8 protein-coding genes are annotated in these 12,618 nt (G+C 60.1%); all 8 read left to right on the top strand.

Annotated elements, in window-relative coordinates:
• Positions 1-6: 6 nt before the first annotated feature.
• On the top strand, positions 7-3,414 hold the full coding sequence (locus tag HX812_RS24965; RefSeq protein WP_016978915.1) for a DEAD/DEAH box helicase: 3,408 nt from the start codon (positions 7-9) through the stop codon (positions 3,412-3,414).
• On the top strand, positions 3,398-4,891 hold the full coding sequence (locus HX812_RS24960; RefSeq protein WP_016978914.1) for a hypothetical protein: 1,494 nt from the start codon (positions 3,398-3,400) through the stop codon (positions 4,889-4,891). The genes HX812_RS24965 and HX812_RS24960 overlap by 17 nt, the downstream gene beginning before the upstream one ends.
• Positions 4,891-7,347, top strand: a complete 2,457-nt coding sequence (locus HX812_RS24955) for an AAA family ATPase (protein ID WP_235165486.1) — start codon at positions 4,891-4,893, stop codon at positions 7,345-7,347. Before HX812_RS24960 ends, HX812_RS24955 begins: the two co-directional genes overlap by 1 nt.
• Positions 7,344-9,170, top strand: coding sequence for a hypothetical protein (locus HX812_RS24950; RefSeq protein WP_016978912.1), 1,827 nt, complete (start codon positions 7,344-7,346; stop codon positions 9,168-9,170). The genes HX812_RS24955 and HX812_RS24950 overlap by 4 nt, the downstream gene beginning before the upstream one ends.
• Before the next feature lie 38 nt (positions 9,171-9,208).
• Positions 9,209-10,237, top strand: a complete 1,029-nt coding sequence (locus tag HX812_RS24945) for a radical SAM protein (RefSeq protein ID WP_016978911.1) — start codon at positions 9,209-9,211, stop codon at positions 10,235-10,237.
• On the top strand, positions 10,234-11,091 hold the full coding sequence (locus tag HX812_RS24940) for a histidinol-phosphatase (protein ID WP_016978910.1): 858 nt from the start codon (positions 10,234-10,236) through the stop codon (positions 11,089-11,091). The genes HX812_RS24945 and HX812_RS24940 overlap by 4 nt, the downstream gene beginning before the upstream one ends.
• Positions 11,092-11,096: 5 nt before the next feature.
• Positions 11,097-12,221, top strand: a complete 1,125-nt coding sequence (locus HX812_RS24935) for a hypothetical protein (RefSeq protein WP_085984535.1) — start codon at positions 11,097-11,099, stop codon at positions 12,219-12,221.
• A gap of 93 nt (positions 12,222-12,314) precedes the next feature.
• Entirely contained in the window at positions 12,315-12,536 is a 222-nt protein-coding gene (locus HX812_RS24930) for a hypothetical protein (RefSeq protein WP_038848923.1), read from the top strand.
• Positions 12,537-12,618 lie beyond the last annotated feature (82 nt).

Raw genomic sequence — 12,618 nt, 5'->3', positions numbered from 1 at the left:
TGAACGATGAACCTTCAAGAATTCCCATTGTTTTGCGCGGATGTGTTGAGCCTCTCGACGACTGAGGAAACCCAGTCCTTGCGCGTGAACGAAGCGATCACCGTTCAGCGCTACCAGGATGATTGGCTGGTGGTGCAGGGCGACGAACGTATCGTGGTGACCTGCAATCCGTCGCAAAGCACCCTGTTCGGCCCTTTGGCGTCACGGGACCAGGTGCGCTGGATGCTGGCAGCGTGCAAAAAAAACCGATTGCAGGTGCAGTACTGCGCACCTGCCGATGTATCGGCCATGAACCTAGAGTTCAGGGTCGACGGGCTGATTGCCGACAGCCTGTATACCCATCAGGAAATCGGCCAGAACGATGTCGAACAGGCCTGCCAGTGGATGCAGGAGCAGTTTGTGGTCAAAGGTGCGCTCGAAGGTGATTGGCTGGCCCTTTCGCGCTTCAACAACACCGCAGCCAAGGGCAGCTTCCAGGTGTTGGGCATGGGGTGGCGCGCCGATATCGAGCGCACCGCCGACGGTGCGCTGCTGGTAAAACGCGTGGCTCGCCATGTGCGGCGCAGCGATTCGTTTTCGTTACTGGTGGGTGACTTTGCCTTTCGGGACGCGTCGGTCGCGGCGCAGCTCAATAGCCCTGCCCAGCAAGTGTTGCTCAACGCTATGCTGCGCGACAATGCGGGCTACCTGGAATTGTGGAACCTGTACAACGACAAGGAGTGGCAACGCGCGCTGCAACAGGCCCAGACCCTCAAGGCGTTGCGGTTTGTGCGCTATGAAAGTTTTCAGAACGGGCGAGAAAACGCCTGGCGCTTGTGGCCCAAGTCCCCAGAGGCTTACCAACTATTCTGCGAGCGTCACAAGGGCCTGGACTTGTCCCGCGATACCCAGTTCGACCTGGGGGACGCGCCGCCGGACTGGTCGGAAGAATTGAGCAATGAAGCGCCGTCCGCCTCGTTTGCCCCGACACCCCGTGGGCGGATCCGCTTTGAAGCACAGTGTCTGGTGTTCACGCCGGTGTCGACCCATAACGACGTTAAACCCAAGAGCCCCGAGGGCTGGCTGTACCTGTCCGTTGCCGGTAACCGCACCGTTGGCAAGCGACGCCTTATCGCCAAGCAGTCCATTGATTCCGGCAGGCGCTTGCCGTCACTCAGGTGGTTGCTCGAAGGTTTGGCCATACCGGCGGAGCGGCGCCGCACGCTCAAGGGCCTGACAGCCTACGCCAACGAGTCGTTTAAAGGTGGCCAACCCACAGACAAACAGATCGATGCGTTGGACAAGGCACTCAATACGCCGGAACTGGCGATCATCATCGGCCCTCCCGGTACCGGCAAGACCCAGGTGATCGCAGCCTTGCAGCGCAGGCTGGCGGAAGAAACGCGCGAGCAGAACATTGCCGGGCAGGTTCTGATCAGCAGCTTTCAGCATGATGCCGTGGATAACGCCCTGGAGCGCAGCGACGTGTTCAAGTTGCCGGCCACACGCATCGGCGGCAAGCGTCGAGATGTTGAAGAAGACAATCGCATCGATCCCTGGCTTGAACGCCAAGTCGAGCATGTCCAGGGCAAAATTGCCCAGGAGTACGAACGCTATCCGGAATTGGAGCCCGTCAGCCGCCTGTCACAGGCCTTGTTGATGACCCGTGTCTCAAACCTTTCACCAGCAGAACGGGCCGATGCATTCAAGGACATGTTGGCGACGGCCCGTTCACTGGTGCAACACGGCCTGCTCCTGCCGGCGCGCTTGGAACAGGCGTTGCAGGACTATATCGATCAGATCAACCCTCTGCCTCGCGGACGCGGCGCCGACGCAGTCGACAGCGCAACCCTGCGCCGCATTCGCGCCCTGCGGGTTAAGCCTGGCGCCTTCAGTGATGACGGTGCCGACCGTGCGTGGGACTTGCTCAGTTGGTTGAAGCGCCACGATGTAGCGCTCGGTGAGGGAATGCGCGAGCTGCTGGAGCAAGCCGCCGATTGCCGGCAGGCCTCGCAGGATTTATTGCAGCGCCTGGCCGAGGGCAAGAACCGCTTGTTGGATCGCTTCCTGCCGGATTACCGACCTGCGCAACTCAAGCACCAACTCGATGCCCTGGGCGTCAGCTTGATCGACCAATTGGAACAGCATCTGCAAGACAAGATTTCCCAGCGCAAGCTGGGGGTGGCCTGGGTACTGGAGCAACTGGCTGGCAGTTTGGAAATGGACCGTGCCGCCGCCGTGGCGGCGGCCCAGGAATACTCCATGGTGGTGGGCGCCACCTGCCAGCAGGCGGCCGGACGCCAGATGGCCAGCCTCAAGGCCGTGTCAGACCTGGACAGCATGGACATCGAGTTCGACACCGTCATCGTTGATGAGGCCGCGCGTGCCAACCCGCTGGACCTGTTCGTGCCCATGGCCATGGCCAAGCGGCGCATCGTGCTGGTCGGCGATGACCGCCAGTTGCCGCACATGCTGGAGCCAGAAGTCGAGAGCCAGTTGCAGGAGGAGCATGCACTCACAGCGTTGCAGCTGGAGGCCTTGCGCTCGAGTCTTTTCCAGAGGATGCGCCTGATGTTGCAGGACCTGGAGAAAAAAGACGGCATTCGCCGCGTGGTGATGCTCGACACACAGTTTCGCATGCACCGCGTGCTGGGGGATTTTGTCAGTGCACAGTTTTATGAAAAAGTCGGGTTAGAGGCGGTCAAGACCACGCGCAAGGATGATGATTTTGCGTTTGCGCCGGACTTTATCCGGGCCTTGGGCAACGACGGTGGGCATTACGAAAACAAGGTCTGCCAGTGGATCGATGTGCCGGCCAGCGCGGGCCTTGCGCAACGTCTGGGAGGGACTAGCCCCATGCGCGAGACCGAAGCCGAGCGGGTCGTGGAAGAGGTTAAGCGTTTGATGATCGCGGGCGGTGAAGCCCTCTCCGTGGGGGTGATCACGTTTTATGCCGCACAGCGTGACCTGATCATGGAAAAACTGACCCAGGTGCAGATCGATGGTGTGCCCTTGATGGAACGCAAGAGCACCGGCATCGAGCCCCATGAGCAATTCAAGTGGGCGAAAAAAGTCCGCAGTGATGGGTCTGAGTACTCAGAAGAGCGGCTGCGGGTTGGTTCGGTGGATGCCTTCCAGGGCAAGGAGTTTGATGTGGTGCTGTTGTCCTGTGTACGCACCGGCCCGCAAGGTCGGCGCGGGCCGGCCGGGCGTGCCGAAGATAGCCCGGAGAAGTCCCGGGAGACCCTGCTCAATGAGCAATACGGCTTCCTGCGGTTACCCAACCGGATGAACGTGGCCATGAGTCGCCAGCGCCAGATGCTGATCTGCGTCGGTGATGCGGCACTGGCGACCCATGTCGATGCAGAGGAAGCCGTGCCTGCCCTGGTGGCGCTGCACCAACTCTGTGGAGGTGCGCATGGCAGCCTTCGGTGAATCCGGAACCTACCTCAAGTTCGGCGAAAGGCCCCACGGCAGCGCTCGTGCCGTGTTGTGGCCGGTATGGGTGCATCGGGTGCTGTACCCCGAAGTCACGCGTGCACGGTTGAACCTGTTCCAACGTGCCGTATTGGGCCTGATCAGGGCCCAAGTGGTGCGGGCAGAGGCGATTGCCGAGCTGACCAACCTGCATGAAGACCTGGTCAAGCTGATCCTCGCCCAAGCCGTCAGCAATGGCTGGCTGGTGACCCGTGCGGATGCCGTTACCCCTAAGGGCTTGCGCATGCTACTGGACGAGGAGGAGGCCAGTGCCAATCTCAAATCCGGGTACCTCTTCCAGGACGCGCTCGGCGGTGAACTGTGGCCGCGCTTCGAGGCACAGCTCAAGGACATCGTCCCGACCGAAACACGTGGACAGTTCCCGGTCTTTGCCCTGAACAGGAAAACCGGTCAAACGACTGCACCTTTTCTGCTTCTGCCCAACCAGCGTGTGCAGCCGGCCTGCAGCACGCCAGCGTTGATGAAAGCCTATCGGGATTATCGCGAGGACTACCGGGCAACGCTGCAGCTGTATGGCAAGGCCGACCTGCCCGAGCAGATAAAGCTGCAAGGGGTGGAGCGCCAGGACGCCCAGGCCCGACTCGCTCATGTACTGGTGTGGATTACGCCAGACCCGGATGGTGGGCAGTTGTGGGCAATCAGGGACCCGTTCGACCTGCGTGACCAGGCCTGGTGGATGGACAGCCGCTTGTTACCGTTGGTGAAGGCAAACCAGGGGCTGCTCAAGTACCTGTCCAGCCTGGTGGAGGCACCTCGCGGCGACGAGCAGAGCGTCGAACAGTGGCTGGCCGATCTGCAAAAGCAGGCGGATCTTCGGGTGTTAACCGAGTTTCCCTGGGTCGAGCGCCAGACGGATATCAAGCGTTACCTGGCAGCGCTGCTGTCCCGCCAGGAAAAACTGGCCCAGGGCGATACCGCCGAGAATGAGCTTGAAGCGGCCATGACCGAGTGCCAGAAGCTGTTGGAGGTGGTGATGCAATGGCTGATCGGCACGTTCCCGGTCGATCCTGCCCTGATGCCCAGGGGAGAGCAGCGTGCTGACTATCGCGTCACTCGCCAAATCCTGACGTCGTTTCGGTTGCCCGCGTTCAACGCCGAGGTCGTTGGGCAATTGGCCCGGCAAAAATTGGATCAGGTCATCTCGGCGTGCTCCAGCCCCAGCAGCTCCCTAAAGGCACTGCTCTTTGCCGCCGGTTGGGGCGCCAGCAGCCATGCCGGGCATCCCTTCAAGACGCTGACCGAAGAGCAGCTGCAACTCGAACAGCTCCTGGCGCTGGCCACCCTGCGTAACCAGGGCAGCCACGCCCACAGCAAATTTACCGGCAAGAAAGTCACCCCCGTGACCGTGCCGATGGCGCAACAACATATTCAATACGCCCTGGGCTTTACCGAACGTTTCAAGGAATGGATGTAATGGCCAAAAATAATCGTAACGCCCCTTACAGCGCCCCGATAGGCGGCGCATCCGCACCAGCCAAGACTGCCAATCGCGTGCAATTGGAGAAGCAGGTGCCAATGTGGAGCGCCTCCTTCGGGAATGCCTCCAAGCTGTATTCCGGTGTGTCCCTGGCCCCTGATTTTTCGGTGGATGAAGCCTTCTTGAGCAAGCTGGTCGCCCACATCAGCGATGACGACAGCAAGGCGTTTTCGACCTGGATCGAGCGCTTCGCCCAGTTCTGTAAGGACCTGGGCAAGCGCGCAGATACACTGCTCGAAGAGTATGAGGAGCGCTGGGAACTGACCAACCAGGCCGGCCGGGAATGTGATGCGCGGATGCAACAGCTGGATGAACGTCAGGCCGTCCTTGAGGTACAGCATGAGGCCCAGGCTCTTCGCCAGGCCGAGTTTGAACGCGTGCGGCAGCGACAGGCGCAAGCCGATGGCGAATTGGCGCAGCGCGAGCGTGAGGTCAAGCTGCGTGAGGTCAACGCCGAGGCCGGGTTTGCCGAGCAGAACCGCCTGGCGCTGGTGGTCCTCGAAGAGCGCCAGCGCATGTTGGGCGAACAGCATGACAGCGAAATTGGGCTGCTTCAGGAAGAAAAACAGGCCCTGAACCAGGAATTGCGCCAGCTCGCCAGGCAGCTCGCCGATGTGAAATTCCGTTGCACTGAAGCCGAGGCTGCCCGTGCCGATGTGTTGGATACCCGTGAAGATGCGCTTGCACAACGCGAGCAGCAGGTGGAGGACCGCACGCGCCGCCTGGACCGGGAGTGGGCCGCCGTCAAGGAGGCCAAGGCGACCCAGCAGGATCAGGTTGCGCGCGAGATGGAGCAGGAGCGCAACGGCTTCGCACGCGAGGTGGAACGCGTGGAAACGCGCGAGCGCAAGGCCTGGGCAATGGTGGATAAGAGTGCAAACGAGCTGTCCGAGTTGCAGTTGTTGAAAGCTCAGTTGGGGGATCAGTCGGCGACGGTCCTGCTTGACGAACTGAGTGCACTGCGTGAAGACAACAGGGCGCTGCTTACCCGGCTGGAACAATCCGATGCCGCAGAGCTGCAGGGCGAAAACGATAAACTTCGCCAGCATGTGGCGGACCTGGGCATGCAGATTGCCGACATCATGCCCAAATACGAGAAGGCCAATCGCGAAGTTGGCATGACGCGTGTCGCGGCCACTGACCTTGAATGGAGCGAGCGAAAAAGACGCGTGCTGGAGACTCATGCAACCGTCCTGGACGCCAGGATAAATGACCTGGCCACCACCGTTGAGCAACTGACCAACGCACAGAAAACCCAGACGCCATTCCCTGCCATGTCCTTGATGGACACCCACAAGGACTACCGTGCTGGCGCTGAGTTGGAGGAGGTGCAGGACCTCGGGCCGTTCGCGGTTGAATTGCAGCACCGCATCGCCACTGCAGAAGCCTCGGTCAAACTGTTCTATCCCATTGAAGACATCCGGGTGTTGTTGGGCGGCTTGGCCATGAGCCAGCTTCATGTGTTCCAGGGCATTAGCGGCACAGGCAAAACTAGCTTGGCCAAGGCGTTCGCCAAGGCCATGGGCGGCTTCTGCACGGATATCGCCGTACAAGCGGGTTGGCGTGACCGGGATGACCTGCTGGGCCATTACAACGCCTTTGAGCGGCGTTTCTATGAGAAGGATTGTCTGCAAGCCTTGTACAAGGCGCAGACCCCTCGCTGGGACGACGCCTGCAACGTGGTGCTGTTGGACGAGATGAACCTGTCCAGGCCCGAGCAGTATTTCTCCGAGTTCCTTTCGGCGCTGGAGAAGAATGATCCAAGGGAGCGCCTGATCAGTCTGTCGGAAGTCGCGCTGTCGGGTGCGCCGCTCAACCTCAAGAACGGCCGGAAAATACTGGTGCCGAATAACGTCTGGTTTATCGGTACCGCCAACCATGATGAATCCACCAGCGAGTTGGCCGACAAGACCTACGACCGTGCCCACGTGATGACCCTGCCCAAGCAGGATGCGGGGTTTGTCATCCAGCCTTACGAGAAGAAGCGGTACTCATTCTTTTCGTTGCAAAAAGCCTTCAATCGGGCGTGCTTGCTCCATGAGATGCCTGTAAAGGACCTGCTCGGTAGGCTGACCCGCGATGAATTTACCCAGCAACTGGCCAGCCATTTTGACCTAGGTTGGGGCAACCGCTTTGAGAAACAGGCACTGCGGTTTATTCCGGTCATGCTGGAGACCGGAGCGAGTGAGGGGCAGGCCCTCGACCATCTGCTGTCCACCCGTGTGATGCGCAAGGGCAAGGTGACTGGGCGCTATGACGTTGGCACCACAGATGTAACGGAGTTGATGAGCGCGCTTGAAAGCTTCTGGATCAAGGCGAACCTCAAGGGCGACCCGGTCAAATCCCTGGACCTGCTGACGGCGGACATCAAACGCCGGGAAGGGCATCGTTGAACTGGTTTGACCGACTGCTGGGCGAGCCCGTGGCCACGCTGCCCGGTCTGGTCGAGCCCGGGCGCTTCTGCTGGGCCGGCAAATCCGGCGTGACGATCAACGGCCACACCCTACTGCGGCAAGACATCCTGGTGCCCGATGGCAGCGACCGCTGCCTGCTGGACGAAGCGCTGCATGGGTTCGTGCCGTCGAACGCCCTGCTGTCTCCTCAGGCCGAGCTGTTTGCCAGTGCGCTTGAGTCCCTAGATCCAGAGTTTTCGCGGCAGGCAACCTTGAGGTCGCCGTTGATGCCGGCCGAGGTGATCAATGAGCAAAGCCATCTGTTGCCGTTCGAGGTGTCGCTACTGGACGTGATCAGCAAGGGCCACTTGCACCAGGTATCACTGCGCCCGCGCCTGGATCTTCACTACGAAAATGAGGTCACGGATGTAGCCCGAGCCAAGCGCATGGCCAAAGGCGCGCTGGTGCACCTGGCGTCTCACTCGGAGTGCTGGCAGCGGCAAACCTTGAGCGGTGTCATCCCAAGGAAAGTGTTGGCGCGTTTCAGCGAGGACGACTACAACACTTACGAAAACCGTGTGTATGCGCGCCTGCTGGACCGTATCGAGCGGCATCTGTGGCGACGCATCGCGACCTTGGAGCAGATCCAGGGCACCCTGAGCAAGGCGCTGGAATTCTATGGGGCCGATGGCCTTGATCATCGCCTGGCCATTGCCATTTGCGCACTCTGGGGGCAAACCTTCAGTAACCAGGAAATGACCAGCGAAGCTTCACATTTACTGGGTGAAACCCTGCGGCAATTGAAGGCGGCCTCCAAGGCGATAGCCGGGTTGAAACAGACTGGGTTGTATCCGCTGGTGCCTCGGTCGGCGCAAGCCAGCGGTGGCCTGCACTTGACCAATATCCTCAGTCACGACGCGCACTATCGTCATGTGGCGGTCTTGTGGGAGGAACTACGCAAGGTACAGGGGCGTGCAGGCAAGCCCCCCCAGGAGCGCCTTCAGCAAAATCGCCAGTTGGCGAGTGCTTACTCACGCTATGCGGGGCTAATGTTGCGCCACGCCCTGGCCCCTTACCTGGATGGCAAGGATGAGGCGCAATGGGCGGGACGAACCCTGAGCCTTCGCAGTTCAGGCCTGGAGTGGGAACTGGTGAGTTCCATCCTGGGTACGGACGCCAAGGTGTTGCTGACGGTGGTGCCCTGGTTCAGCTTTACCGACCGCCCGGACCATACTCCTGGCCTGCCCCAGAGGGTCATTGCCTGGCCCGCATTGGGGCAGGTGAACAACGAGGCGGCGCTGGAGGCGGGTTGGATAGCGCTTTCGCCCTTTGATCTCTACGGCGTGGAGCGCTTTGGCCATCTGGTTGATGCGATTCTCTGGCAGCCGCTGCTGCAGGCCTATGGCACGCCGATTACCAAGGTGCCGGGCACCGTGATGCGCGGGGCGGGGGGAGCGATGAGCGCCATCAGCCTGGAGATGGGATCGGCCCAGATGGTGCTTCGCGAGGTCTTGTCGGAAAAACACCTGGCCCAGTTGCAACAGGCACTGACCGCTGCGAACGCCGGTCAGCAGGCCGAGGCCCTGGGGCTGCGTCAGCAGGAACTCGTGGCGCTGCAGGCCTGCCCGGTCTGCGGGTCGTCCGTGCGGCTGGTATTCCAGCAGCCGGCCGGCTTCAAGGCCAACTGTGGCGACTGTGCAACCGAGCGCTACCTGCGCCACCAGGCAAGCCAGTGGGTGTATGAGCAGAAACTCAACGCAGAGATAGATTTCCGCAAGGTCGGGCGCCGGGCGACACACATCCAGGGGCCACGGCGCCCTTGACTTCATTTTGCTCTTCGTACGTATAAGGCAATTCAGGCATGGATCTGCAAGGTCATCTCCTTTACATCGACATCACCCAGATATGCGGAATCGGCTGTGCATTCTGCATGTATGCCGACAAGCACAAGACCGGCATCGGCATGGAGCTTTCGACGCTCGCCCGGGAGAACCTAGCGGCCCTAATCAATGCCCCGCAGGTCAAGCGCATCTCTATCAGCGGGGAAGGCGAGCCGCTCAATAACATCAAGGTATTCCACGAAATCCTGCACCTTTCTAATGGTGGGAAGGCGTTCGAGTTCATCACCAGCGGGTTCTTTCCCCATGACAAAATGCTCGATTTTTATGACACCACCGTCCAGATCGTGTTGAGCCACGGCGACACCTGCAACATCCGCTTGAGCGCCGACAGTCACCACATCGAGAAAGTCAAATGGCGCGCCCATGGGCTGAGTCTGGATTACCTGCGCACGCGGCGTCCGGGGGGCTTGAGCTTTTCGTTTCGCTCCATCGACACGGACCGGGTATTCACCCGTGACTTTCTGGTCGCCGAATTGGCGCGCTGGGGTATTCACGCAACCATTGAACCCTGCAATGCGCTGGAGGATGTGTTGAAGGTGGACGGCGAATCATTCGGCATCGACTACAAAAACCTCGTCCATCCCGCGCCAGGCACACCCGAAGGCTATCTGGATCTGCTCGACTACATCCAGGCCATCGAGATCAAGGTCAAAAAGCGCTTTACCTTTGGCAGCCTGAACAAACCGCCGCTTGCCAATGGCATGGACCTGACGGTCAAGCCCAACGGTGATTTATATCTCTACGGTATCGAGAATCAGCGTCTGGGCAACATCCATTTTGATCACGTACGCTGGGAGCACCTCGCCAGCCATATCAGTGAAACCCCTTTGGCCCGGGCGCTGTATACCCAGCCGCTGACCGACCTGCTGGCACGGTTTGATGACCGCGAGTTGGTGCAGGCGATTATGGCGAAAGCGAACAACCCTTACTGGCTGGTCAAGGAGTTGGCGAACCATGATGGCCTGCTTGAACAGATGGTGTGCCCATGATCGACTCCCACAGCCATACCTTCTATTCCAAACATGCCATTGGCACGGTCGACGAACTTGTCCGGGCTTCAATCAAAGCCGGTGTGAGGGTATTGACCATCACCGACCACGCACCTTTTCCGGTGGACTCCGATAACCGTCTGCTGGAGTCCGAACTCGACAGTTACTTTGCCGATATCCAGCGGGCGCAGGCGGCGTACCGGGGTGAAATCAAGATCTTGCGTGGCCTTGAGTTCGACTATATGCCGGGCTCCGATATCTATAACCGGGCCTTGCTGGCGCGCCACGAACTGGACTTTGTGATTGGCTCCATTCACTACGTCGAAGTGCCCGGCGAACCAATGGTAAAGGTGTGGGAGCTGCCGCGCCTGGCTGCCCAAAACTTCCTGGATCGTTATTTCGCGGACCTGGAAGCACTGCTGAGGAGCGGCCTGTTTGATGCCGTGGGGCATGCGGACACCCTGTTGCGCGGTGTCGACGAAGAGGTCGTACTGCGCCATTTCGAGCCTTTACTGCCGCTGTTTGCGCGCAACGGCGTGGCGTATGAGCTAAACGCTTCGGGCATTCGCAAATCGAGCCTGGACAACGCATCGGGGCGTGAGGTGCATGGGCGCTGGTCCTATCCGTCGCGCGCCCTGTTGCCTCACCTGATCGAGCACCAGGCGGCGTTCACCGTCGGCTCTGATACCCATGACCCGCGAGATGCCGGTGCTGGCATCCGTGAACTACTCCAGAGCCTGCAACCGCTTGGCTTACAGAGCATTTGCTACTACGAAAGCCGCCGCCGAGTCGATGTCCCCCTGGGAACCTTGACTGCGACCGTGGCTATTTCCGATGGATTGATTCAACCGTGAACATGATGACCGAAGCACCGCTCCCGACCTGCTGGCGTGAGATCGCCAGCGCTCCCGTAGAAACCCAGTTGGGTCAGTTTGAACAGGCGCTGGCATCGACCCGCTTCGAGGATGCGAAACGGGGTTTTCGCGCTTTCGCTGCCGACCTGCTGGCCCGCGGGCTGATCAGCATGCCCCGCTATGTCTCGGTACTTGGCGGTCATGCTTTGCACTGCCTGACGCAGGATGGCGCGGGCTCGTTCCGCGACATGACGACCGGGGCGGATGCCTCGGCGCTGGTGGCGATCTACAGCCGCGCCAAGTATGGAAGCATTGAGGATATTCGCCACCTGGCCTGGTTGGTCATTGACTACTGGTGCACGCAATTGGACGACCCCTACTCCCATTGGGCCCGGCTGTTTCTCAACGCCAAGGCCAGTGGTGACAACGTGGTGTTGATGACCACCGGCTGGCGCAACGTGCCGTCCACGGCGAACGTGCTCTATGAGATCGTGGTCAGCGAGATCAATGTCAAACTGGCTCATATGCATTTGCCCACGATCATCAACGTCAAGCTTCCACGGATCGCGCCGCCTTGTGAGAACTACGCCAGCTTGAGCACCGAAGAACGTGAACGCGTCAACCTGGTCCAGGACCATGTCATCCCCGCAGAGAACTTCTACCGCTGGAGTGGGGTGCATGTGATCTTTGGCGACGATGTATTGGTAACCGGTTCGACGGCGGACAAGGTGCTCTACGAGTCCATGCTCAGTGGCGCGAAGTCGTTTCAGTCGATTTACCCGGTGGCAATTGACCCACGGGTGGCGCTCGGGGACGCCAAGGTCGAGGAGCGGCTAAATAAAGTCGTGATTACCCACCTGCTCGATGACACCCTCGCTGCGCTGCTTTCTGCGCCGGATTACCAGCCGATCCTGCGTACGCTGCGTCTGGTGTTTTCCAGCGATAATTTCGCTGGTTTGGCCGCGTTCTTACCAAGGGTGCCCGCCCGCAATTGGCTGCGCCTGTACACGTCCGCGCTGGGCAATGAGTTTCTCGCACAGCCCGAGTGCACGCCGTCGTTGCTCATACTCAAACGCTATCTTGTCGACGCCGGGCTATTGAGGCCCGATGGTATGGCGGTCTGGGGTTGAGCGGCAGCGAGGTGGAGGACATCCGTTTTGTGAGCTATTGGGAGACGGCACCGGGGCATCGCGCTCAGAAGAAACGTTAAGGAAAGAAGGGCCATGAGCGTTAACAATAACGAATTTTGCGATCTTTCCCACAGGGAAATTCGCGCTTTGCAGATCCCGGATACGGTCGCGGGCTTCTTGCTCTCGCCGTTCCACCTGAACGAGCGCGATGGTTACATTCTGGTGCCCACAGAGGCATTCAAAGAAATGATTGACCTCATCACTGCGCACGCCCAGCTGATCCACGCCGAGGCGCTGGCTCAGACGTCCAATTAACTCGGAAAACGCCCAGGTACGCCCAAGCCCAGCCATGTGCTGGGCCGAAGCCGTAGGAGAGGGACGCTTTTCGCTCCCCTGG

Origin of the sequence: Pseudomonas sp. IPO3749 (assembly GCF_013386605.1) — a bacterium.
Lineage (GTDB): Bacteria > Pseudomonadota > Gammaproteobacteria > Pseudomonadales > Pseudomonadaceae > Aquipseudomonas > Aquipseudomonas azotoformans_A.
Note: the sequence above shows the minus strand (reverse complement) of the source record. Positions and strands in the feature narration are given on the sequence as shown.

What these genes read in the sequence shown, in the direction of transcription:
- HX812_RS24960 (WP_016978914.1), top strand. Translation starts at nt 3,398, where the DNA reads ATGGCAGCCTTCGGTGAATCCGGAACCTACCTCAAGTTCGGCGAAAGG.
- HX812_RS24930 (WP_038848923.1), top strand. Translation starts at nt 12,315, where the DNA reads ATGAGCGTTAACAATAACGAATTTTGCGATCTTTCCCACAGGGAAATT.
- HX812_RS24945 (WP_016978911.1), top strand. Translation starts at nt 9,209, where the DNA reads ATGGATCTGCAAGGTCATCTCCTTTACATCGACATCACCCAGATATGC.
- HX812_RS24940 (WP_016978910.1), top strand. Translation starts at nt 10,234, where the DNA reads ATGATCGACTCCCACAGCCATACCTTCTATTCCAAACATGCCATTGGC.
- HX812_RS24955 (WP_235165486.1), top strand. Translation starts at nt 4,891, where the DNA reads ATGGCCAAAAATAATCGTAACGCCCCTTACAGCGCCCCGATAGGCGGC.
- HX812_RS24965 (WP_016978915.1), top strand. Translation starts at nt 7, where the DNA reads ATGAACCTTCAAGAATTCCCATTGTTTTGCGCGGATGTGTTGAGCCTC.
- HX812_RS24935 (WP_085984535.1), top strand. Translation starts at nt 11,097, where the DNA reads ATGACCGAAGCACCGCTCCCGACCTGCTGGCGTGAGATCGCCAGCGCT.